Source organism: Ignisphaera cupida (assembly GCF_030186535.1).
Lineage (GTDB): Archaea > Thermoproteota > Thermoprotei_A > Sulfolobales > Ignisphaeraceae > Ignisphaera > Ignisphaera cupida.
The window spans coordinates 603,033-626,169 of the sequence record NZ_JASNVW010000001.1; the positions used below are offsets into that span (position 1 = coordinate 603,033).

Here is a 23,137-nt window from a genome sequence, read left to right on the forward strand (position 1 = left end):
TAAATGAGTAAGTGCATAAGTATTGATCCAAAAGATTCATGTCTAGAGACAATCATAAAATTGAATAATGCTAAGAGCAGAAATGTTATAATTATTGTTGGGGAAATGAATATAGAATATGTTGGAAGAGCTTCATCTTATGCACCATCTGGAACAAGATTGCTTATTGCAAAACCTGATGGTAGTCTAATTATACATGAAGCTTCAAAAGTTGAGCCATTAAATTGGCAACCCCCAAAATCACAAATACACTTTGAATGTCGAGATAATAAAATATTCGTGAAATCGAGTAGAAAAATACCGCCAGAAGATGTATTTATTGAAATTAACAATGTATATCTAATATCAATTTGCCAACTTGTTACAACAAAACTTGTTGTAATTGGAAGAGAAAGTGATATTGTTAAAATGATAGTTTCAAACCCTGGTATTATTGAGCCAGATGCTAAAGTGGTAGGAACAGATATTGCGACAACGTATGGAAAAATAGATATTTTGCTTAGGAAAGAGAATGGAACATTAATTGTAGTAGAGGTAAAGAATGAAAAAGCAGGAATTTCTGCAGCTCTTCAGCTAAAAAGATATGTTGATTTTTATAGAGAAAAAGGCTTAGAAGCTAAGGGAATACTTATAGCCCCTTCAATAACTTCTGAGGCACTTAATTTCCTAATAAGAGAAAATATAATATTCATAGATTTAAATAGAATGCTTCAATTGGTTAACATAAACAATGTGAAAAAGCTCGATAAATATATTAAGGGTAGTTAAATAATTTAGAAAGAGGTTGTGTTGATAATGTCATTTAATAGTTATGTTCATATAGAGGGAATTCCTTCACTATTTAAAGACACAATTAGAATAAAAGAATTTAGAGAAGATAAACAAAATAAATGTATTGAGATATTACATGAGCTAGTGCCAGATTTTTTAGACCAGTATAGCAATGTCCATGGTTCAGCACTAGCTTTGTTATCAATTCTAGCTGCAGAAAATGTTGCTAAAACCCAAATATCTGACGATGAGTATTTAGTAGCTATTTCTCATACAATTAACTTTATCTCACAACCAGAAACTTTTGGTGATTTAGAGATAAAATCTTGTGTTATTGGCAAAAGTGATAGAATTATACATGTTCAAACAACTATAGCGTGCAATGACAAAGAACTTGCGAATGCATTAACAGTGTTCATTACAGAGAAAAGTGTGTAACAATGAATATTGTTTTAATAGGTTTTGAAAGTTTTGGTGTAAGATCTCAGGCAACATTTATTCAAACAAAACATGCAAATATTTTCATAGATCCATCAGCAGCACTAGCTCCTAAACGATATGGTTTACCACCACATAAATTAGAGGTTAAGAAACTTATAGAGACCTTTAACAAAATAGAGAATTTTCTAAGAGATTCCGAATATATCATAGTTACACATTATCATTATGATCATCACGATCCTGGAAAATTTTTAGATCCAACGTTTTTCAAAGGGAAAACAATATTGATAAAAGATTTTGAAAAGAACATAAACTTTTCACAAAAATTACGAGCACAACGTTTCATAAGTATAATCAAAAATTTTGCAAAAAACATTGTAATATGTGATCAAAAAATAATTGAAATGGGAACAAACAAAATAGTATTTAGCAAACCCCTACCACATGGTATTAATACAAGACTTGGCTATGTAATTTCGGTGTGTATCAAAGATGAATATGAATTTCTCTTTACATCAGATATAGAAGGTGGTACTAATGAAGAACATTCTTATATATACGATTTCTGTAAACCTTATGTAGCTATAGTAGATGGTCCACCAACATATTTAATGGGGTATGCATTTTCAGAAAAAGATTTACATCATTCGCTAAACTTTCTCAAAACATTCATAGATAAGAATAGCAATGTTTTAAAGTATCTTATTCTTGATCACCATGCATTTCGCGATGAGAATTACGCATCTCTAGTTCAAAATATAAGAAACTCACACATCATTATAGAAACAGCTGCTGAGTTTATGGGCTTTGAACCAAAACCTCTTGAAGCTTTAAGAAAAGGTTTATACATGGTAGATAATGAAAGTGGCTTAGATTTGTTACATGATGTAGTGAAACATGGGGTGGAGCCAGATGAGTAACACTATTAGTTTAATCATCTTTAGTGATGCTCATGGGAAATTAGAGTATGTAAAAAAGATATTGAGCAGTGTTAAAGAAAATGTTGATGCAATTGTTTTTTGTGGCGATATTGCACCATATCGACAACACATTAGCACGTTACAATACATAACCATGTTCTTGAGCTATGTAAGCAGCTTTAAAGTGACAAAAGTTATTGCTGTGCCAGGAAATGTTGATTATTTAGAGCACTATATTGAGGCTAGTAAAAAGAGTGATATGTTTATAAATATTCATGAAAACATCTATGTGTACAAAGAGTATCTTTTTGCTGGATTTGGAGGTTCAAATATAACTCCTTTCAATACTATTCTCGAGACCCCAGATGAAATTATAGAGCAAAAACTTGAAGCTTCTCTACAAAGAGCTAAGAACTTAAACAAGAATCTAAATAAACTTATCCTAGTTACTCATACTCCACCATACAACACAAAATGTGATCTCGCCTATAATGGACAACACATAGGCTCTACTGCAGTAAGGAAAATCATTGAGAAATATAAACCCATAGTTGCTATATCTGGTCATGTTCACGAATCTCGATGTATAGATAAAATTGAAGAAACTGTAATAGTTAATCCTGGACCTTTGTCAAGGGGATTCTATGCTATGATCAAAATTAATGATAATGTAAAAGCTGAGCTTAAGCAAGTTTATTAGCAATTAGGTTTCTAATGATATTTGCTTTTTCTGAATCCAGCTCCTCTATACTTTCAATATACTCATTTATTTTGTCTAGAGGTACTACAACGACATTATCCTCTGTTACATCTAAAAACACATCATCTAGAATATAAAATGATTCATTGTCATCTCCAGAGCCTATAAAGTGGAACATTACCACATTAGGAGTGTTATCAAGAATTAATTGTAAGAGACAAGCACAGCAATTATTTAACGAGATTATATTGAATGGTTTTTCTGGTTCTAGATAATCTGTGCAATAGCTTGGGGTTGAACATGTAGGACACTGCATGTAAATATCTTCACTCTTTTTATATAATTCCTCTACTATGTTGCTCCATTTCACCATTAATCTTACCCACTTCCATAATTTTCTAATGATACCTTACCCAAAAGCGTGTCTATATTTTCTTCATTTATCATGAAAAACTGTTTAAGAAGTTTTATCACAATTTTTCTCATATCCTCTATGAGTTTAACTTTCTTAACACCCAATATATTTGCACATTGTTCCCAGGATAAGCCTTGCAATGTTTTCAGAATGATTAACTTTTCTTCTAATGGTTCTAATATTCTACATTTATCTGAGGATTTCCAATAACTCTTTATCAGAGTTGTTATAACATCGCAACAAGTTTCATAGGTCATATACCCTTCTACATAGCTTAATAATCTATCTAATTGAATTTTTGATAAAGTTGGTTTTTTGCAATCATCCTCTTGCCTTTTAAATGCTTTTAGTAGTTGTAATGCTACATCAATTTCTAAATCTCTGTAAGTATCATGTAAACTATCAATTATTTTCTCAACAAATTCATTATAAAGGATGTTAACAATTTTTCGCCACTTATCATTTAAAGGCTTCAAAACAAGTACTGTATATTCCGCACTAACAGGATTTCTATCAGGTGAAATGTGTAAAGGTATGAAACCATTCTTTATCCAAAAACGTAATAACTCATCCGTTGCTCCAAAACCACTTCCTATCCAGTCATATCCTCTTTCAATAGATTCCTTAACAAGCTCATTTAGAAGATAGGATCCTATTCCCCTACCCTGTACATTAGGATGAACAGCTATTCGAACAATTCTCCATCCCTTACCAGCTGCAATATCTCTAAGCCTACCATGTTTCAGCAACCTATCGGGTATTATATTACCTGCTATTTTACCACCTCTAAGTAGAGAATCTATGTATTCATTAGGTATTGGACCTTCTTCAGCTAGTTGCGCAGCTGCAACTATTTTACCATTTTCGAGAGCCAATGCTCTTATACTGTGATGAGGTGCATCAGCCATCATTGCAAGATCGTCAGGCTCGTTTCTGTAATGAGCCAAAACGTAGATTCCAAAAAGACTTTTCAGAATCTTCTCATTTTCTAAGCTGAATAGAGTTTCAGGCTGCATTTTTAAATAAATGAATTTTTTCTCTTCAATTAATTTCAAGTCCTCATCTGTTAACTCCTCTGGTTCAGCATCAAGCAATAGTGTTCTAAACTGCCATTTTTCAGCAGGATCATCAATGGCGTATCTTATAGGCTCTTCCATTTCAAGTATTAAGAGATTTGTTGATTTATCTTCTTTAATTCTTTTTAGAAACCTCACTGAAAATCCTCTACCAGCACCTTCATAACCATGTATCGTTGTGGCAAAGATTGTTCTTCTGAATTTACTCCATATATTATGGAGAAGTGGAACAGGTATTCCTGCAGCTTCATCAACAACAGCAATATCCACATCAAGTTTTGGTATGATTGCCGGTTCCCAATACTCAATACTAAATCTGTCACCTCTAATCTCATACACCATATCATTATTTTCAAGTTTTTTGTATTCTAGTCCTATAGATTCAAGAGATTTCATAGCTAGTTGCATCAATGACTGAACATTAGTTAGAGAAGGAGCTGTTACTGCTATCCTAACTTTGTTTTTAAACTCCAATAAGGCTTTGATAAGACCTGCTAATGCAATTCCAATTGCACATGACTTCCCCCTACCCCTATCAGCAATAAATATTGCAGTTATTCTTTTAAAAGGCTTTTTTGGAAGGTCAATGAAATTCTCTAGAAGATGAATAGCTTCAACCTGGTCTTGAGTTAATGCAAGTTTATATAATTCAACTGGGAATCGCGTCTCGTTAGGTATTTTCAATTCTTTTCTTTCATAACCCTTAACATATACTTTATCCGCCTTTAAAACTTCGTTGAAATCGGTATCATAAATAAAAACGCCATTACTATTCATAGTAACATCTTTAAACCACTTAACAAACACCTTTCTAGGCTCTGGATGCTGTGGAACAGTTAATGACATCTGAAATAGGTTTTTTCTTTCATGCCACTCACTCCATTTAGGAACCAATAGAACTATTACACCACCTCCTTCAACTATGCCAACAAGTCTTCCAATATCCAAAGGTCTCAAGCTATTTACTAAGTCCATAATAAGAGTTTGATATGTTGTTCCCAAATATTTATCAGAATTTTCATATACTGAAAACTCTAGTTTAGCATTTATCTTCTTTTTCTTTATATAACTCATAACTAAAGATTTTACTATACTCTTTCTAGTATTTGCATCGTCAAATTCATCATGGTAAGTATATAAAATTTTAACATGTTCTCTATATTGTAAAAGTTTTCTCAAAAAATTTATAAGAATATCTGATAAGATTATGGATTGCTTTTTGCTATCATCACCTGCTAGTATTAATACTAATCTGTGCCGATTTTTAATGGCCTTATCTAGCTCATCTAGAAACAATCTTCTGAATTGTCTATATTTTTCATTTTTAATGAAATATGCAATTTCCTTCTTTCTAATCACTATTGCCACCTTGCATTGTTGATGAATATATCAAAAAAATGTTATGGGTATTTATTTACCTTGCTTATAGACAAAACATTGATTTTATTGATTTTTATAAAAGATAGAATGTCGAGTTCTTTACATATACATTATTTTTCTAGTCAGCTCTTCTTGAATCTTTTCATATGCATCAAGTCTGTCTTTTGTAAGACTTGGCTTTACATACTCCATGGCTTTTATAAAGTACTTGAATGATATTGGTCTTGGACTTAGATCCTCTCTTAATGCAAGCATTACAGCCTCTCTTATTAATGCTTCCAAATCTGCACCACTATAACCTTCAGTTCTTTTTGCAAGCTCGATTAAATCTACATCTTCAGCTAATGGTATTTTTCTTGTGTGAATCTTTAAAATTTCGTATCTTGCTTTAAGGTCTGGTGGAGGTACAAATATTATTCTATCAAATCTTCCTGGTCTTAGCAATGCAGGATCTAGAAGATCTGGTCTATTTGTTGCACCAATTACAACTACACCTCTCAAAGCTTCAATGCCATCCATTTCTGTAAGTAATTGATTAACAATTCTATCTGTAACCCCTGATACATCATGCCCTCTTACAGGTGCTATTGCATCTATCTCATCGAAGAATATTATTGCTGGTGCAGCTCTTCTAGCTCTCCTAAAGATTTCTCTTATAGCTTTCTCAGATTCGCCAACCCATTTACTAAGAACTTCAGGACCTTTAACTGCAATGAAATTAGCGCCACTTTCTGTTGCAGCTGCTTTTGCAAGAAGTGTTTTTCCACAGCCTGGAGGGCCGTAGAGAAGAATGCCCTTAGGAGGTCTTATACCCATTTGCTCAAATATTTGGGGATATTTAATTGGCCATTCAACTGCTTCTCGCAGTTGCTGTTTCACCAAATCTAAACCTCCAATATCATCCCAGTGAACCTCTGGAACCTCAATTAAAACTTCTCTCATAAGAGACGGTGCAATATTCTTCATAGCTTTGTAGAAATCTGACATTGTAACCTTTAGCTTCTGAAGCAGTTCAGATGGAATTGGTTTATCAAGATCTATTGCATGCTCCTTTAGAAAACGTCTAAGAGCATTCATAGCAGCTTCCTTAACAAGTGCAGCCAGATCTGCACCTGTATAGCCATATGTCATCTCAGCTAATTTATCAAGGTCAACATCTTCAGCAAGTGGAACATTGCGTGTATGTACTGCAAGAATTTCTCTTCTTGCTTTTTTATCTGGTGGGGGAACTTCTATTTCTCTATCAAATCTTCCTGGCCTTCTTAACGCAGGATCTACTGCATCTGGTCTATTTGTTGCACCAATAACTATAACCTTTCCTCTTTCTTCTAGACCATCCATCAATGCTAAAAGCTGTGCAACAACTCTTTTCTCTACTTCGCCAACAACCTCTTCTCTTTTTGGCGCTATTGCATCTATCTCATCAATAAATATTATTGCTGGAGCATTCTTCTTAGCTTCTTCAAATATTTGTCTAAGTCTTTGCTCAGACTCGCCATAGTATTTAGACATTATTTCAGGTCCATTAATTGCTAGAAAGTAAGCACCAGTTTCATTTGCTAATGCCTTTGCAAGAAGGGTCTTTCCAACACCTGGAGGGCCGTAGAGAAGAATGCCCTTAGGAGGTTCTATGCCAAGTCTTTCAAACAACTCTGGATGTTTCAATGGCAATTCAACAATCTCCCTAATCTTCTCCTTGACCTCCTCTAAATCTCCAATGTCCTCCCACGTTACTCTAGGAACACCTGCAGGAGCACCTTTCACAGGCTCTGGTCTTATAACAATCTCCGTAGATTCAGTAACATAAACTATTTGAGAAGGGGTTGTAGAAACAACCCTCAATCTAATGGGATTTCCAAAGTAGCCAAAATAAGATAAAACTACTATGTCCCCCCTAATCAACGGCTTTTGAAGAAGTTCTCTCTTCAAGTATTGAGCCAAGTTACGAGCGTAGTACTCTCTATATCTAGGATCGTAATCAGCACCTAGAAAATCACTTTCATCAAATGCTAAAATAACTCTTTGTGCCGGAACTGCATAAGCCTTTCTAACAAAAACCACATCACCCACACTTACACCAAGTGTTTCCCTCATGAACCCATCTATTCTTATTATTTCATAGCCCTCATCCTCGGGATAGGCGGGCCATGCCTGCGCAACCGAAGCCCCCTTATTGCTTCTAACCTCAATATAGTCGCCAACTTCAAGTTCAAGCTCTTTAAATACTTTCCTAGGCACTCTAGCAATTTTTTTACCAACATCGCGTTGCTTAGCAGACTCAACTCTTAATGCAATTTCCTTGTTGCCTGACATGAAAAACACTCTTAGCAACATTGCTTTAAAGCTTTAAAAGCATTAAAAGCTTTTTTGTTATTAATAATAGAAAGTTAAATAAAAAAGACTGTGTTTTAAAATTAGTAAAACTACATTAGCTCTTGTATTTTAGAGCTGCTTGTGCAGCTGCTAACCTAGCCACGGGCACTCTAAATGGCGATGCACTAACATAGTCTAAGCCAATCTTGTGAAGGAACATTATCGATGCTGGATCACCACCATGCTCTCCACAAATCCCTATTTCTATCTTTGGATTGCTTGCTCTAGCCATTTTTACTGCCATCTCAATTAATTTTCCAACACCCTTAACGTCTAGTGTTTCAAATGGGTTTGCCGGTACTATTTTCTCTTGTAGGTATAGAGGTAGGAACTTGTTCTCAGCATCATCTCTACTAAAGCTGAATGTTGCTTGTGTTAAGTCATTTGTTCCAAAGCTTATGAAATCAACTTCCTTAGCTATTTCATCCATTGTTAAACATGCTCTAACAGTTTCAACCATAGTTCCTATTTTAACGTCTAATTCAACACCATACTTCTTCTTAACATCTTCTAATGCTGGCAAAATTGCTTTCTGCTTCACATATCTAATCTCATTGACTTCAGCTACTTGTGGAATCATTATTTCGATTACTGGCTTATATCCCTCTTTCTTAAGCTCAGCAGCAGCTTCTAGTATAGCTGTTGATAGGTAGTAGTAGAACTCTGGATATGTCACACCTACTCTAACACCTCTATGACCCAGCATCGGATTTGCTTCCTGCAAAACTGTAACTCTCTTGTATAGCCACTCTTTCTCTTTGATAACATTTTCTGGTGCATTCTTCATTCTAAGCTCATAAATTTCTCTCAAAACCTCCTCAGGCTTTGGCAAGAACTCGTGAAGTGGCGGATCAATTAATCTAACTATTACAGGCTTTCCATCCATTATCTTGAATATCTCTTTGAAGTCCTGCTTTATCATTTCAGCTAAAGGCTTTAGATGCTTCACCCTCTCCTCTGTGTTCTCAGCCAATATAACTTTTCTTAGCAACTCTAATCTCTCAGGCTTTCTAAACATTCTCTCTATTCTCAGCAAACCAATACCTTCAGCACCAAACTTCAAAGCCATTTCTGCATCTGCAGGCACATCAGCATTTGCTCTTACACCAAGCTTTCTAATCTCATCAGCCCATGCAAGAATTTCTGCAAGCTCTGGTATTAACCCAGCTTCAACAGTTGGTACAACACCTAGATAAACATTACCTGTGTTGCCATCAATTGTGACCCAGTCGCCCTCTTTAACAACAATGTTACCAACTCTGAAGTACTTCTCCTCTTCGTGTACATCAAGAGCTTCTGCACCAACAACAGCTGTTTTGCCTATAGCTCTTGCCACAACTGCTGCATGACTTGTCATACCACCTCTGCTTGTCAATATTCCAACCGCTGCATAGAATCCGTGAACATCATCAGGCTTAGTCTCTGTTCTAACTAGTATTACCCTCTTACCCTCTCTCGCCCATCTCACAGCATCATCAGGATGGAACACCACCTGACCACTTACTGCTCCAGGCGAGGCTGGAAGTCCTTTTGCTATTGGTGTTGCCTTAGCTTTTGGATCGATTCTTGGGTAGAGCAATTGAATAACATGTTCTGGACTTACCTTTAGTATTGCCTCCTCCTTTGTCAATATACCCTCTTTAACCATGTCAACAACTGTTTTAACTCTTGCAAGAGGAGTCATCTTTGCATCTCTGCACTGTAGGAAGTATAGCTTACCTCTTTCAACAGTAAACTCTATATCCTGTACATCCTTATTCACTTTCTCTAAAAGCTTTGAAGCTCTGTAAAGCTCCTCATAAAGCTGTGGACTTATCCTCTTTAGCTCTGATACTGGATATGGAGTTCTTATACCAGCAACAACATCCTCTCCCTGTGCATTAGGTAGAAACTCACCATACAAAACATCCTCTCCAGTTGCAACATCTCTACTAAACACAACACCAGTTCCACTGTCCCATCCCATGTTTCCAAATACCATTGTAACTACATTAACAGCTGTACAATGTGCAATATCTGGTGTTACCTTATTCATTATTCTATAGAATATTGCTCTTGGATTCATCCAAGATCTAAACACAGCTTTAATTGCAAGCTCTAGCTGTTTCCAAGGGTCTTGCGGAAACTCTCCCCAGTTCTTCTTAACAACCTCTTTATACTTTTCAACAAGTTCTTTCAAATACTCTACAGATCTTTGCCACAATCTTGGAGCTATGTCTCTAGGTGGTTGAGCATCGAGTCTAGGTGTGTAAAGAGGTATCTTCTCTCTAATTTTCTGTAGTTCATCAGCAAACTTCTCTTCAGCTTCCTTCTTGAATTTTTCATTAAGCTCCTCAAAAACACTGTTAAACTGTTTTTCATCAATGCCCAACACTATTTTTCCAAACATGTTTATGAATCTTCTATAAGCATCATAAGCAAACCACTCATTATCTGCAAGTTTTGCTAATCCTACAACTACTTGATCATTTAGACCTAGGTTCAAAACAGTATCCATCATGCCAGGCATTGAAATTGGTGCTCCACTTCTCACTGAAACTAGTAATGGGTTATTTGGATCACCAAATTTCTTGCCAGTTTTCTTCTCTAAAATCCTCATGTTTTCTACAACTTGTTCCCATAAACCTTGAGGAAGCTGCAGAGAATCTATTATGCTCCATACTTTTTCAATAAGCCTATCTCTAATCTCTGGTGGTGGATTCTTCGATAATTCAGCCTCTATAGAATCAATTTCAGCTTTTCTAGGTGCATAGAAGTCTACGCAGGTGTCTGTAGTTATTATGAATCCTGGTGGTACTGGAAGTCCAAGCTTGGACATCTGTATTAAGCTTACTCCCTTACCACCAAACAACTTCTTATTATGCTCATCTGCTTCTTCAAACTGATAGACATATTTCTTCACTGTTGCTGACATTACATCTACACCTTTTTTGAACACTCATGGACAAGCTAAAAATATGTGATCTAGTTTATAAATGCTACTCACTATATTTGTGTAAAGTTAATGTAAATATAATAAACAGGTAAAGGCTAGTACCTAAAGTGATTCAAGCATAATAATAGTTTAGGCATTCAACTAAATAAGAAATTCATGTGCAAAGGGTGTATGGAATTGAGTAGATATATTGGAAAGAAATCATTTATAGATCCTTCAGTAATTATAGGTGTCAACACGTTTATATATGGCCCATCAAGGATAGGCAATGAAACAATTATTGATACAGATGTGGTAATTGGGTATCCAACAAGGAAAAAGCTATTTGAATCTAGATATACTAAACAAAGCCATGGCATTTTTGAATTGGACGAGATTTTTGATGAGTTAAGTGAAGGTAGTGTGATAGGAGGGCATTGCATTATTAGACGTGGAACAATAATATATGAAAGAACTGTAATAGGGGACTACACTGAAACAGGTCATAACGTTCTCATAAGAGAAGATACAAAAATTGGTGAAAAATGTAGAATAGGCTCATATACAATAATAGATGGTATGGTCACTATTGGTAGTAACACAGTCATACAGTCAAATACATATATACCCCCTAAGACAGTCATAGGATCTCAAGTATTTATAGCACCTAGAGTTGTGTTTACAAATGATAGATATCCACCAAGCAAAAGATTGATAGAGACTATTGTAGAGGATGATGTTGTTATAGGTGCTAATAGCACTATTATTGCAGGTATAAAAATTGGAAAAGGTGCTGTAATAGCAGCAGGTTCAGTAGTAACTAAAAGTGTTGAACCCTACACAGTTGTTGCTGGGGTTCCTGCCAAACCAATAATGAGTAGAGAAGAATATGAAAAGAGGAAAAAGAATTACGAAAACCTTGTAAATCTATTTCCATGGAAATAATCTATTCATTTAGCACCGCATACTTTTATAATCTAGATTAATATTAATTATCTCTAGGATGTAGTCAGCGTTAACTAGCCTTAGTTATAATTGGGTTGAAGAATGGGAAAGAATAAGTCGCTACTAGACTTCATTTCAAAAAAGAGTAGTTTAGATACTTCTAAAAAAGACAAAGCCTATGACACACCCTCAAACAGCTCTGATTCTTTTCAGGGAACAAACAACAAATTTGAGTCACAATCACAAGCTGAAACTATTCACAAAGAGTTGCAAGAACGAAGAAGTGATGAATACATTAGTAAAGACGAGTCTCAAAAAGTTTTAGGTACTTCAATATTGAATATTGTTATTCCAAGTAATATTAATATCAATGAGCCTATTAAAAAGACATTCTTTAAGAGAAGACTATTTGTTGACACTATTTCTTCTGCATATTTGCTTCAAGTTGATTATGATGGTGATGCTAAAAAAGCACTGCTTATATTCTATGATCCACAATCACACAAGTTAATGTTTCTTTACGACAAAACTGGTCATAAACCATATTTCTTAACTGATATAAGCATAGACAAATTCAATGACAAAAACAATCCCATTATCAAGAAAATTATTTCTCACCCTTCCTTTGATCATGTTGAAGTTGTTGATAAAATTGATCTTCTATACAATGTGAAGAGAACCCTAACAAAAGTTGTTACAAAGGACCCCCTAGCGGTAAGAACTCTAAGGGAAAGAGTTGCAAAAGCGTGGGAAGCTGATATACGCTATCACATCAATTACATCTACGATAACCTCCTAGTACCTGGTTTTCCCTATTCCATAACTGGAGCAGAGTTTAAGGAACTTAGCACTATAGATAATGAATCAATAATCGAAAATCTTAAAAAAGATTTAGGAATAGATGATGAAGAGTTAATGGATGTTGCAATACATTTTCTAAAGCTTTTTGAAGTTAAATGGTTTTCGCCTAGAAGACTGGCTATAGATATAGAGGTTTATACACCATTTGAAGGAAGAATCCCTTCCCCTGAAGCAGTGGAATACCCTATAATGTCAATTGCTGTTGCTTCTAATGATGGTCTTAAAAAAGTTTTTGTTCTCTACAGAGAGAATTTAAAAGCAATTACAGATATTCCTAATGACATCGAAATTGAAATTTATGATAGCGAAAGAAACATGATTTCAGACTTCATATATCTAATTCAGGACTATCCAATTATTTTAACATTTAATGGTGACAACTTCGATTTTAGATACCTCTTTGCTAGGGCAATAAAACTTGATATTGATAAAGAGTTGCTAGGAATAGAAATAAGAAAAGTGGTTAAAGGCAGTAAAACAGAGTTTGAAGCAAAATTAAGAACATCACTTCACATTGACTTGTATAAGTTCTTCAGCAATAAAGCTATTCAAACCTATGCATTTGAAGCACGATACAAAGAAGCAAACTTAGACTCTATTGCTCAGGCATTACTTGGGGTAGGGAAGGTGCAATTGGATGAGGATTTAAGTAAGGTTAGTCTTGGTGATTTAGTTAGGTATAACTTCAGAGATGCACAAATAACATTAGAGCTAACAACATTTTCAAATGAGCTTGTGTGGAAGCTCATATTATTGCTCATGCGTATAAGTAAACTTGGATTAGAGGATTTAGTTCGTTCAACAGTTTCCATCTGGATAAAAAACTTGTTTTACTGGGAGCATAGAAGAAGAGGATACTTAATACCAAGAAAAGACGATATTCTTAGGCTGAAGAGTAAGAAGGTGACGGAAGCTATAATTAAGGGAAAGAAGTATGCGGGAGCTATAGTAATGGAGCCGCCACAAGGAATATTCTTTAATGTTGTTGTGCTAGACTTTGCATCTCTATACCCATCAATTATGAAGAGATGGAACCTTAGCTACGAGACTATAGATCCCGATAAAAGCTCTTGTCATAGAATTGGTAATATTGTTGATGAAAACGATAAAGTAATTCACCAAGTGTGCTTAGATAAATCGGGTATTACAGCTGCAATAGTTGGTATGCTTAGAGATTTTAGAGTTAAAATATATAAGAAAAAAGCTAAGGATAGAAATCTTGATGATGCAACCAGAAGCTGGTATGATGTTGTTCAAAGAGCTATGAAGGTATTTATCAATGCTGCTTATGGAGTTTTTGGAGCTGAAACATTTTCATTGTATGCACCATCAGTAGCAGAAAGCGTAACTGCAACTGGGAGAAGGGTTATTATAGCTACAAGAGATAAGGCATTGGAATTAGGATTACATGTATTATATGGGGATACAGACTCTCTATTTATATGGAACCCAGATGAAAATAAGCTAAATGAGCTTAGGGAATGGGTTGAAAAAACGTTTGGGCTTGAATTAGAAACAGATAAAACATATAAATTTGTTGCCTTTCCTGCACTAAAGAAAAACTATGTTGGAATTCTAACATCTGGAGAAATAGATGTTAAGGGTATGGTTGGTAAAAAGAGAAATACTCCTAACTTCATAAAACAGCTGTTCTCTTATATATTAAAACAGCTATCAACAATAGAAGAGCCTGAGGATGCTTTCAAAGTTATTAATGAAATTAGAAATGAGCTAGAGAAACACTATATTCTGCTAAAATATAAACTTATTACTTTAGATGAGATAGCCTTTCAAACAACACTTTCTAAACCACTAACAGAATACAAGAAGAATACTCCACAGCATGTAAAAGCAGCATTAATGCTTCAAAGATATGGCTTGCAAATATCATCAGGAGATGTAATAACATATATCAAGACCAAGACAAAAGAAGGTGTTAAACCCATTCAATTAGCTAAGATAACAGAACTTGATGTGCAAAAATATGTAGAGGCTATGAAAACTTCGTTAGAACAATTATTTACAGCATTGAATATTTCTTGGGAAGAAATAATTGGTGGAACCAAAATAAGTTAACAAGAAAATATTGTCTAAAATTTACATAACCACATAAAAACTGCTCAGCTGTGGGCCTTCATCATAATTTATCAGCGCTTTTAACCTTCATCACAATTTCTAAAAGCCTCACTTTTTATATTATGTGCTTTCTAGAACAAAAGTTTTTGGGAATATCAATATGGGGTTAGAAGAATTAAGCGAAGTATTTAACCATTTTACAGTATTGTTTAGCAATGGTAATAATGTTATTGCAAAAACATTTGCATGGATTGGCATAGTGTTAATAGTGTTAGTGGCCTTATACTATTTAGCAGTAGGAGTAACAAAGCTAGCAAAAGCCTTTTGGAGAATGAATGTAAAATACCTCGGCCTTGTATTGTTAATGCTAGGAATAGTATTTGTAGCAATCTCATTAATTATACCATAAAATTATTTAAGTTTTTAAATCCTGTGGAACACCATTTTCTTTGAGTAATATAGAGAGGTAATGGTAATTGAAAATACTGGTTCTACGGGCTGAGCTAGGTGAGATAAAGGAGAAAAATGTAGTTGAAGGTGATTTCAATAATGTTTTGAAAGATGTTGTGATGAAAGCTTTGAGTCTTTGGGAGCCACAAAAATCAGATTTAATTGTGGTTAAACATAGACATGAAATAAACATAAAATTACCTATAAAAAAGGAGCAATACGATCTTTATTCACAACTTAATCTTAGGAGAAAGGGAGATGTTGCAACAATTGAGGTTCTAATATATTTGGTTAGTTTTGAAAATCAGTGGATAGATAATGATATTATTGATTCAAAAGTGTTTTTAGTAGCTCCATATATAGATGATTTCATCTCAGAGAAAATAGAGGATTTGGCAAAGGGTATAACATCACCAGAACGTAAAGAAGAAGAGGAAAAAGAAGTTGAAGAGGAGTAGAAAAATTATGTTGTTATTCCTAGAGCTAGCATTGCATCCTTTTTAGCTTTTTCTAAATCAACATCTAATGTTTTCTCATTTATAGGTAAACGTGTCAATATAGGCTTTATTTCTTCATCTATTTGTGCAAATAATTGAGGAAGCCATGCCATTCCAAATTCGTCTTTTTCACCATAAGTGTTTACAAATACGTAGTCCTCTTCAATTATATCCAAAGGCACCTTTAAATAGTTAGCTATATCTTTTGCTATTGTCTCAAAATATTTATGCTGTGGAAGATGTTTTGCAGTAACTAAAATTAATTTCTTAATGTTCATTTTTGAAAACCTTTACTTAGCCAGTTTGAGGGAATAGGGTATTTAAGTTGTTATGAAATTATTTTTTAAGAACTATTTCAACAATATCTCCATCATGTAAAACATGGTCTAAGCCAACTCTTTGACCAGGATACTTCACAGAAGACCCCCATACCCTCGCATAAGCAAATTTTCTTACAAAGTCCTTATGAATTGCCTCTGCAACATTTTGTACTGTAGAACCTTTTTTAAGCACCAATGGCTTTGAAGATGGCTCTCCATTGGGAGGCTTTGTATATATCCTCACAATATTGAGCAACTCAAAAATTTTATTACCTAATACATCCTTATTGAAACCTCTAATTGCAGAAACAAAGAACACAGGTATTTTAAAATTGTTCAAGAAACCAATTTTTAGTGCAGCACCGTTATTGCCTAGAGCATCAATTTTATTTATCAGTATTAAAGCTGGTTTATATATTGTTCTTTCAAATATTGCCTTCTCAACATCGTCTATATTCACCTCTCCATATATTTTAACAATAGCATTGTATATTCTATAACTATTTAGGAGTTTAATCACCTCATCCTCTGTTCCAACAAGTTTGCCATAATTAATTATTCTTATCCCACCTGCATGTCTTTTTTCAAATTCTACAAATCCCTTAGGCTTTTCAATAACAATTCCATGATCATTTAGGAAATCGATGATAAGCTTGAAATCATTCTCATAATCTCTTGTCGCATCCAAAACTATTATAATTCCATCACTATTCTTAGCTAAACCAGCAACTTTTGTGTTCCATCCACCACCATTAGGTATTATAGATGGTGCTTCAACAATTTGAAATTGAATATCCTTATACTGCATCATACCAATGGCAGGAAACTTGGTAGTATAGGGAACATCAGATACTTCAACTTTTGCTCCAGTCAAAAACTTTAGCAATGCACTCTTGCCAGATTTCGTTAATCCTAGTAAAACAAGTTGTGCAGCACCTTCCTTCTCAACAAAGAATGAAAGACCAGAACCTGTTTTTCTCTGTTTCTTCTCTTCAACTTCCTCTCTAAGTTCTGCCATTCTTTTTCTAATCCAACGCACCAAGTTTTCTGTTCCTTTGTGCTTGGGAACAGCTGAAAGAAATTCCTCCAATGCACGAAGCTTTTCTTCAGGTGTCTTAGCTTCCATGTATTTTACAAATTTTGCTTTAGCTTCAGCAGGTAAATTCGTAACCATTTTTAAACCCTAGAAACTAGTAAATTACTGAACCTGCTACATACTATAATATAAGGATAGCCAAATTGATTTAAAAAGATTAATAGTCATTAAACTCCTGACCTCCTCCATACTAAAAGAAAGATTTTCAAACATACTTTATATTAGAAACATTTAATTGCTAAATTAAAATAATTAGGTTTAAAACATGATATTATCTCTACATATTGTTACATCTTCAATAGTTTTCCAGCATATGTAGCATCGGCACTAAGATACTTTTCAATTCTCAATAATTCATTATACTTAGCTGTTCTCTCTCCTCTTGCTGGTGCACCAGTCTTTATAAATGGTCCTTTAACTGCTACCGCTAAGTGTGCTATTGTGTTATCCTCACTTTCTCCACTTCTATGGCTAATTATGGTATAAATGTTGTTGTTTTTAGCTAATGTAATAAAATCAAGCGTTTCTGATAATGTTCCTATTTGATTTGGTTTAACTATAACTGCTGAAACCGAATTATGTTTAATTGCTATCTCAAGTCTTTCAACACTTGTTACTGTTAAATCATCGCCAACAATAATTGTTTTATTCTTCAATTCTTTTTTAAGTTCTGCATATGCTTCGAAGTCTTCTTCATTGAATGGGTCCTCAATACTTAAGATATTAAACTCTATTGCAATTGATTTCCAATACTCCAAAAGTTTTTCTCTAGCTAATTTAGAGCCATCTATTACATATGTTTTGCTGGACTCATCATAGAATTGTGATGCTGCAGCATCAAGTGATATTCTAACCTGCTTTTCTGGATCATAACCACAGTTTTTAATAGCTTTTAAAAGAGTTGAAATAGCTTCTCTAACATATTTCATTGGTGGAGCATAACCTCCCTCATCACCAACATTAACTGCTGAAGCTCCATACATGTTCTTTAATACTGATTTCAATTCTTTGTATATCTCGACAGCAGCCCTCATAGCCTCTGAAAATGTTTCAAACCCTATTGGAACTATCATAAATTCTTGAACAGCTAACTCATTTCCTGCATGAGCTCCTCCATTAATTATGTTCAAAAGTGGTATAGGCAATATTCTACTGTCTATACCACCTAAATACTGAAACAAAGGAATTTTAGCAGTATCTGCAGCTGCTTTTGCAACAGCCAAACTTGTTGCTAGAATTGCATTTGCACCTAGCCTAGACTTATTTGCAGTTCCATCAACTTGAATCATTATCCTATCTATTTCTCTCTGTCTTCTTGCATCAATGCCTTGTATTGCTGGAGCAATATAATTAATAACATTTGAAACAGCCTTGGTTACACTACGTCCCTTAAACTTTGCGGCATCCCCATCTCTAAGTTCCAAAGCTTCGTATTTTCCTCTAGAAGCTCCTGCAGGTGCTATTGCCCTGCCAATTCCACCACCAACAGTTTCAACCATGACTTCTACCGTTGGATCTCCACGTGAATCTAAAACTTGTATGGCATCTACAAATCTTATTACATATGGATTAGACATTGCTGAAACACCTGTGGCTAACACGTACTAAGCTATATTAAGCAGAGACATAATATACTTTGCTTCTTTATCAAAACACTTTATATACACTAACTAAGCAATGTTACATTGTGTGAGTCAAAAATGGCTAGAAAAGAGAGTCGAAAAACTTTAAACAAATGCCCGAAATGTGGAACAATTGTAGACTCACCAACAAAAACATGGCAATTAATAGCACCAATACCCGATAGTGCTGGAAGAGTTACAATAACTATTATGGGCGTTTTTGAATGTCCTAATTGTGGATATAAGTGGAGAGGTGTTGTATCTAAAATGAAAGTTGGAGGTGGTGATGTAGAAATTGAGGGTGTTAAAAAAACTATTACTTTAGAGGAAAGACCTGAAAGAAGTGAAAAAGTAATTGAGTTGGATTTAAGCGAACTCTCAATTGAAGAAGAGGAATAGGGTAACTAAATGACAAAAATGTTAAAAATTGTGGAAACAGCAATAGTTCTACTCCTCATATTTTTATTACTCTACGCTAACATAGCATACTATGTATGGAAGCAAATAACAATAGCTGTTGTTGAAGGATATAGCATGAATCCACTGCTTCATGATGGCGATATTGTATTGATTTTGCCAGCAAACAAAATAAATTTAGGCGATATCATAGTCTTTAAAAATGATTATAACGAATATGTAATTCACAGAGTTGTTGGCATAATTAATTGTTCCGGAAAAAATTTATACATAACCAAGGGTGATAATAATCAATTCATAGATCAAGTAACATTCATAGCATATAGAAGTAGCATTGAATGTAAAAAACCAAGTAATATAAGAATATTAAACAATAGCAATATTTATACTAAAGACATTGTACAAATTATAATTAATAGTAATAGAGGTATTGATAATTCGAGAATTGTTGGAAAAGTTTTGCAAATAAATGGTATAGTAGTTAAAATTTCAGGATTAATCACAAGGTAAATTTATTTTTAGATCCATTATTTAAAATGTAATATGCAACCTCCTTCACATAAACCCCTGTAAGTTTTAAAGTCATTATTTTTCTTAGATAATCCATCCAATCAAAACCAAACTTTCTCCATTTTTCAAATTCATTTACAATATTTTCATAAGCCACTCTATGAAAAATACAGAAACCACTTTCATCTGCAAATCTTCTACAAACACTACAATACCTCTTGTTTGCGTCAATTACATCCATACCTACATTAGATGGATATGGTATAAAAGAAAATACTTCATGTATTATTTCAGGTTTAAGCTTCACTACATTATTAATATTTTTATGCAAAATATTTTTAGCTTCTTCAATAACTTCATCGCATTTGATTTTACCATTTCTTATAGCTTCTAGATATTCTTCAAATTTTCTAGTTAATGAAACACTAACTAATTCACTTACATATTTTCTAAGCAAAAAAACAATAAAAAGTCCTATGTCTGATATGTCTATAGATCTTGACCTTGATTTTATGTAACCTCTTTTAAAAAGAAGTTCTATTATTTCAGCTCTTGTAGACTCCGTACCTATATTTACTTCCTCCATCCATTTTAATAAAGATATTCTTGAAGGTGGTTGAACAGGTTTTGTATATCTAATTCTGATGCTGGACTGTTTTATGGGGATTGCCTCGCCTTCAAGAAACTTGTAATCTGTTAAGTATAAATTCTTTTCTAAAGAGATGTAGGGGTAGTACTTAAACCAGCCTTGTTCTAAAATTTTATCTACTGTTATTGAGTATTGAAGTCCATGAACATCCAATACTATTTTCATATGCATAACCTTTAGAGGAGTAGAAAAGGTTGCTAGAAATCTTCTGACAATTAAATCATAGACTTTTTCATGAATAGGTTTTATTTTTTGAGGAGCTTCTCCAGTTGGGTATATTGCTGGGTGTGCAGGGTCATCTAATGGACCATTATTTGGTTTAAGAATGCCATTGGATTCTTTAAAGAGCTGTGTTACAAGACTTCTATACTTTGTGTTTAAAGCAATTCTATTTAGAATATCTTCAACATTCAGTGTTCGGGGTAGTTTCTGACTATTTGTTCTTGGATAACTTATTAATGCATCTAGGTAAAGATCCTCAGCTATTTTCTGTGTTACTTGTGGATTTAACTTGTGAATTCTATATGCCTCTTTTTGTAGATCTGGTAAGTTAAATGGGTGAGGGGGGTTGTAAACCTTAATTTCCTTATAAATTTTTTTAATGTAAGCAAAAGGCTTTACTTTAATTGCTTCAATTATTTGTTTAGCCTTATCTATAGAGTCTATTGGCTCTCCTTCAAAATCTGGTTTAACCAGTTTATTGCCGATTTGTAGTGTAATATCGATTACTGCATATGGGCTTGGAACATGCAAGCGTCTTTTAAGTACAATGTCTAAGGCATAAGATAGTGTAGGTGTTTGCACCCTACCAGCACTTAACACAATTCTTTTCCTAAACACCTGCTTATATAAATCCATTAACATTCTCGATACATTTATACCCCATAGCCAGTCCAATACATGCCTGCAATACCCTGCCTCAACCATATCATAGTCAAGACTTGAAAGCATTGAGAAAGCCTTTCGAATTTCGTCAGGAGTTAAACTTGAGAACTTAGCTCTCTTAGCTTTCCTAATATCGCCAAAGTGTTTAATAATCAAATAGCCAATTAATGAGCCTTCAACATCATAATCACAAGCATTAACAAACCCAATAGCTCCGCGTGAAAGAATCTTCAGAGCATCAAAGAACCTCTTAACATGACTACTACCTTTCTCAACAACATGTCTAGGAACCCACTTAAAATTAAATGTTGGATATCCAACATCATCTGTTGATAATGTAAACAGATGCCCTGCAGCTGGGGCAATAACATAGTCAACACCATTCCATTTAGCAATCCAAGCAATAACTCCATTAACAATAACTTTTCTTTTAGCATTCAACGCCTCAGCAATTTTTTGTGCAGCCTTGGGTTTTTCAGCTATTACAAGAATATAATCATTCAAGGCTATACTTCCATTGTCATTTTTATACATTTCAGCTTTAACCTTTTTATTAATACCAAATTAAAATTAAAATAAGCACTTTGTGGTTTACCTGAAATTCTAGTTAAAATTACAATGTTTTTTATGCCTTATATCGATTACTACTTAAATAACATATCTCATAACTTCCCTTTCTTCAATACCAAAAATTTTTGTTGCTAACTCCTTCACCTTCTCTATTCTCATGTTTTCAACATCTGATAATATGCGTACTGGTATAAGTTGATATTCTCCATTTGGCTTTACTCTTTTTATTAGTAATGGCAATACCCCTGCAAGTAATTCGTAATAAGCAATTATAACAGGGTCCTTAGACTCTAGCATGGAAACATCAATTAATGGAGGAGCACCTGCAGCTAGTTGCAAAGCTCTTGCAGAAATTATTCGTGCTTTCTCATATTTAGTTAATCTTTTTGGACCTATTTTAATTTCATTGAGAGACTTCACTAGTACACTAATTTGTTGCTGTTCCTCACCCATCCCAATAACCTTAACACATTTTTAGTTTATTAGCTACTACTAAAAAGTTTTACGTAAAAATAGTTTGAGCTGTGTAAAAACAAAAATTTTGTTATTAATTATCGTAAGCAATGTTTAGTCGAGAGAAGGTGTCTTTGTCTCTTCCTCTTCCTCCTTCTTTTCCTCTTTCTTACCTTTTTCCTCCTTCTTTGGCGAAGCAGCTATAACATCATCTATCTTAAGTATAGTTGTTGCTGTTTCTGTAGCACTCTTCAATACTTGCTTCTTCACTATTACAGGCTCTATAACATTAAGCTTTTCCATACTTTCAGCAACCTCTCCATTAATAACATCAATACCTGCAGCCACCTTTCCTTCTGCATGCAACTTTCTTAGCTCCATTAAAGTTTCTAGAACATCCATTCCAGCTGTTTGAGCAAGTACTGATGGAATTTCCTCTAAAGCATCAGCAAATGCCATTATTGCTAGCTGTTCTTTTCCTCCAACACTCTCAGCCCATTTTCTTAACCTCATTGCTACCTCGACCTCGACTGCCCCACCACCAAAAACAATTTTTGGATCACGCAATATGTTTCTAACAGTATTGAGAGCGTCATTTAAGCTCCTCTCTACTTCATCTAATAGCATATCATTTGCTCCTCTTAGCAATATTGTAACTGCTCTTGGGTTTTTGCAGTTTTCAACAAAAACCATCTTATCATTTCCTACCCTTCTCTCTTCGACAAGTGCGCATTCACCAAGATCTTTCTCAGTTAGGTCTCTAATACTTGTAACTATTCTTCCTCCAGTAGCTTTC

General features: G+C 34.3%; 20 protein-coding genes. 10 read left to right on the forward strand and 10 right to left on the reverse strand.

Annotated elements, in window-relative coordinates; all coding sequences use genetic code 11:
• The first annotated feature begins 3 nt into the window (after positions 1-3).
• Genes nucS through QPL79_RS03380 form a run of 4 tightly spaced genes read left to right on the forward strand, consistent with a single transcriptional unit; the run spans position 4 to position 2,832 of the window.
• Positions 4-768, forward strand: coding sequence for an endonuclease NucS (nucS, locus tag QPL79_RS03365; protein ID WP_285273366.1), 765 nt, complete (start codon positions 4-6; stop codon positions 766-768).
• A gap of 27 nt (positions 769-795) precedes the next feature.
• A complete protein-coding gene (locus QPL79_RS03370; RefSeq protein WP_285273367.1) occupies positions 796-1,209 on the forward strand; it encodes a hypothetical protein in 414 nt (137 codons plus the stop codon).
• A gap of 2 nt (positions 1,210-1,211) precedes the next feature.
• Positions 1,212-2,132 (forward strand): MBL fold metallo-hydrolase, encoded by a 921-nt coding sequence (locus tag QPL79_RS03375; protein WP_285273368.1) that lies wholly within the window; start codon positions 1,212-1,214, stop codon positions 2,130-2,132.
• The gene (locus QPL79_RS03380; protein WP_285273369.1) at positions 2,125-2,832 is read left to right on the forward strand and encodes a metallophosphoesterase family protein; all 708 of its coding nucleotides are present in this window, start codon (positions 2,125-2,127) and stop codon (positions 2,830-2,832) included. The genes QPL79_RS03375 and QPL79_RS03380 overlap by 8 nt, the downstream gene beginning before the upstream one ends.
• Here QPL79_RS03380 and QPL79_RS03385 read toward each other — a convergent pair.
• The 4 genes from QPL79_RS03385 to ppdK form a co-directional block, all read right to left on the reverse strand.
• On the reverse strand, positions 2,816-3,205 hold the full coding sequence (locus QPL79_RS03385; protein WP_285273370.1) for a hypothetical protein: 390 nt from the start codon (positions 3,203-3,205) through the stop codon (positions 2,816-2,818). The genes QPL79_RS03380 and QPL79_RS03385 overlap by 17 nt on opposite strands.
• Positions 3,206-3,210: 5 nt before the next feature.
• Positions 3,211-5,682 carry a tRNA(Met) cytidine acetyltransferase TmcA gene (locus tag QPL79_RS03390; protein ID WP_285273371.1) on the reverse strand — a complete coding sequence of 824 codons (2,472 nt, stop codon included), beginning with the start codon at positions 5,680-5,682 and terminating at the stop codon, positions 3,211-3,213.
• Between the two features lie 120 nt (positions 5,683-5,802).
• The gene (locus tag QPL79_RS03395) at positions 5,803-8,016 is read right to left on the reverse strand and encodes a CDC48 family AAA ATPase (RefSeq protein WP_285273372.1); all 2,214 of its coding nucleotides are present in this window, start codon (positions 8,014-8,016) and stop codon (positions 5,803-5,805) included.
• Between the two features lie 115 nt (positions 8,017-8,131).
• Positions 8,132-10,990 carry a pyruvate, phosphate dikinase gene (gene ppdK, locus QPL79_RS03400; RefSeq protein ID WP_285273373.1) on the reverse strand — a complete coding sequence of 953 codons (2,859 nt, stop codon included), beginning with the start codon at positions 10,988-10,990 and terminating at the stop codon, positions 8,132-8,134.
• 198 nt (positions 10,991-11,188) lie between these two features.
• Here ppdK and QPL79_RS03405 point away from each other — a divergent pair, with 198 nt between their 5' ends.
• The 4 genes from QPL79_RS03405 (at position 11,189) to QPL79_RS03420 (ending at position 15,780) form a co-directional block, all read left to right on the forward strand.
• Positions 11,189-11,935: an N-acetyltransferase gene (locus tag QPL79_RS03405; protein WP_285273374.1), complete on the forward strand. Its 747-nt coding sequence runs from the start codon at positions 11,189-11,191 to the stop codon at positions 11,933-11,935.
• A gap of 102 nt (positions 11,936-12,037) precedes the next feature.
• On the forward strand, positions 12,038-14,872 hold the full coding sequence (locus QPL79_RS03410; protein ID WP_285273375.1) for a DNA-directed DNA polymerase I: 2,835 nt from the start codon (positions 12,038-12,040) through the stop codon (positions 14,870-14,872).
• Between the two features lie 160 nt (positions 14,873-15,032).
• Positions 15,033-15,281 carry a hypothetical protein gene (locus QPL79_RS03415; RefSeq protein WP_285273376.1) on the forward strand — a complete coding sequence of 83 codons (249 nt, stop codon included), beginning with the start codon at positions 15,033-15,035 and terminating at the stop codon, positions 15,279-15,281.
• Positions 15,282-15,348: 67 nt separating this feature from the next.
• Complete coding sequence (locus QPL79_RS03420; RefSeq protein ID WP_285273377.1) at positions 15,349-15,780, forward strand: DUF2286 domain-containing protein; 432 nt, start codon at positions 15,349-15,351, stop codon at positions 15,778-15,780.
• Between the two features lie 5 nt (positions 15,781-15,785).
• On the opposite strand, the gene QPL79_RS03425 is transcribed toward QPL79_RS03420, so the two are convergent.
• The 3 genes from QPL79_RS03425 to eno all read right to left on the reverse strand — a co-directional run bounded on the left by QPL79_RS03425 (position 15,786) and on the right by eno (position 18,812).
• Complete coding sequence (locus tag QPL79_RS03425; RefSeq protein WP_285273378.1) at positions 15,786-16,097, reverse strand: hypothetical protein; 312 nt, start codon at positions 16,095-16,097, stop codon at positions 15,786-15,788.
• A 58-nt stretch (positions 16,098-16,155) separates the two neighbouring features.
• Positions 16,156-17,313, reverse strand: a complete 1,158-nt coding sequence (locus tag QPL79_RS03430) for an OBG GTPase family GTP-binding protein (RefSeq protein ID WP_285273379.1) — start codon at positions 17,311-17,313, stop codon at positions 16,156-16,158.
• A 209-nt stretch (positions 17,314-17,522) separates the two neighbouring features.
• Positions 17,523-18,812 carry a phosphopyruvate hydratase gene (gene eno / locus QPL79_RS03435; protein ID WP_285273380.1) on the reverse strand — a complete coding sequence of 430 codons (1,290 nt, stop codon included), beginning with the start codon at positions 18,810-18,812 and terminating at the stop codon, positions 17,523-17,525.
• Positions 18,813-18,935: 123 nt separating this feature from the next.
• Here eno and QPL79_RS03440 point away from each other — a divergent pair, with 123 nt between their 5' ends.
• Positions 18,936-19,256: a chromatin protein Cren7 gene (locus QPL79_RS03440; RefSeq protein WP_285273381.1), complete on the forward strand. Its 321-nt coding sequence runs from the start codon at positions 18,936-18,938 to the stop codon at positions 19,254-19,256.
• Between the two features lie 9 nt (positions 19,257-19,265).
• The gene (locus tag QPL79_RS03445; RefSeq protein WP_285273382.1) at positions 19,266-19,784 is read left to right on the forward strand and encodes a signal peptidase I; all 519 of its coding nucleotides are present in this window, start codon (positions 19,266-19,268) and stop codon (positions 19,782-19,784) included.
• On the opposite strand, the gene QPL79_RS03450 is transcribed toward QPL79_RS03445, so the two are convergent.
• From QPL79_RS03450 to QPL79_RS03460, 3 genes are all read right to left on the reverse strand, one after another.
• Entirely contained in the window at positions 19,774-21,852 is a 2,079-nt protein-coding gene (locus QPL79_RS03450) for a DNA topoisomerase I (protein WP_285273383.1), read from the reverse strand. The two genes, QPL79_RS03445 and QPL79_RS03450, sit on opposite strands and share 11 nt — an antisense overlap.
• Before the next feature lie 114 nt (positions 21,853-21,966).
• On the reverse strand, positions 21,967-22,341 hold the full coding sequence (locus tag QPL79_RS03455; RefSeq protein WP_438839344.1) for a DNA-directed RNA polymerase subunit K: 375 nt from the start codon (positions 22,339-22,341) through the stop codon (positions 21,967-21,969).
• 114 nt (positions 22,342-22,455) lie between these two features.
• The coding region (locus tag QPL79_RS03460) for a TCP-1/cpn60 chaperonin family protein (protein WP_285273385.1) at positions 22,456-23,137 on the reverse strand (682 nt) is incomplete at its 5' end.

Excerpts from the sequence above, each read along its gene's own strand:
- QPL79_RS03440 (WP_285273381.1), top strand. The coding sequence starts at position 18,936 with ATGGCTAGAAAAGAGAGTCGAAAAACTTTAAACAAATGCCCGAAATGT.
- QPL79_RS03430 (WP_285273379.1), bottom strand. The coding sequence starts at position 17,313 with ATGGTTACGAATTTACCTGCTGAAGCTAAAGCAAAATTTGTAAAATAC.
- QPL79_RS03380 (WP_285273369.1), top strand. The coding sequence starts at position 2,125 with ATGAGTAACACTATTAGTTTAATCATCTTTAGTGATGCTCATGGGAAA.
- QPL79_RS03415 (WP_285273376.1), top strand. The coding sequence starts at position 15,033 with ATGGGGTTAGAAGAATTAAGCGAAGTATTTAACCATTTTACAGTATTG.
- QPL79_RS03370 (WP_285273367.1), top strand. The coding sequence starts at position 796 with ATGTCATTTAATAGTTATGTTCATATAGAGGGAATTCCTTCACTATTT.
- ppdK (WP_285273373.1), bottom strand. The coding sequence starts at position 10,990 with ATGTCAGCAACAGTGAAGAAATATGTCTATCAGTTTGAAGAAGCAGAT.
- QPL79_RS03375 (WP_285273368.1), top strand. The coding sequence starts at position 1,212 with ATGAATATTGTTTTAATAGGTTTTGAAAGTTTTGGTGTAAGATCTCAG.
- QPL79_RS03395 (WP_285273372.1), bottom strand. The coding sequence starts at position 8,016 with ATGTCAGGCAACAAGGAAATTGCATTAAGAGTTGAGTCTGCTAAGCAA.
- QPL79_RS03385 (WP_285273370.1), bottom strand. The coding sequence starts at position 3,205 with ATGGTGAAATGGAGCAACATAGTAGAGGAATTATATAAAAAGAGTGAA.
- QPL79_RS03455 (WP_438839344.1), bottom strand. The coding sequence starts at position 22,341 with ATGGGTGAGGAACAGCAACAAATTAGTGTACTAGTGAAGTCTCTCAAT.
- QPL79_RS03445 (WP_285273382.1), top strand. The coding sequence starts at position 19,266 with ATGACAAAAATGTTAAAAATTGTGGAAACAGCAATAGTTCTACTCCTC.
- QPL79_RS03450 (WP_285273383.1), bottom strand. The coding sequence starts at position 21,852 with ATGTATAAAAATGACAATGGAAGTATAGCCTTGAATGATTATATTCTT.
- eno (WP_285273380.1), bottom strand. The coding sequence starts at position 18,812 with ATGTCTAATCCATATGTAATAAGATTTGTAGATGCCATACAAGTTTTA.
- QPL79_RS03410 (WP_285273375.1), top strand. The coding sequence starts at position 12,038 with ATGGGAAAGAATAAGTCGCTACTAGACTTCATTTCAAAAAAGAGTAGT.
- nucS (WP_285273366.1), top strand. The coding sequence starts at position 4 with ATGAGTAAGTGCATAAGTATTGATCCAAAAGATTCATGTCTAGAGACA.
- QPL79_RS03425 (WP_285273378.1), bottom strand. The coding sequence starts at position 16,097 with ATGAACATTAAGAAATTAATTTTAGTTACTGCAAAACATCTTCCACAG.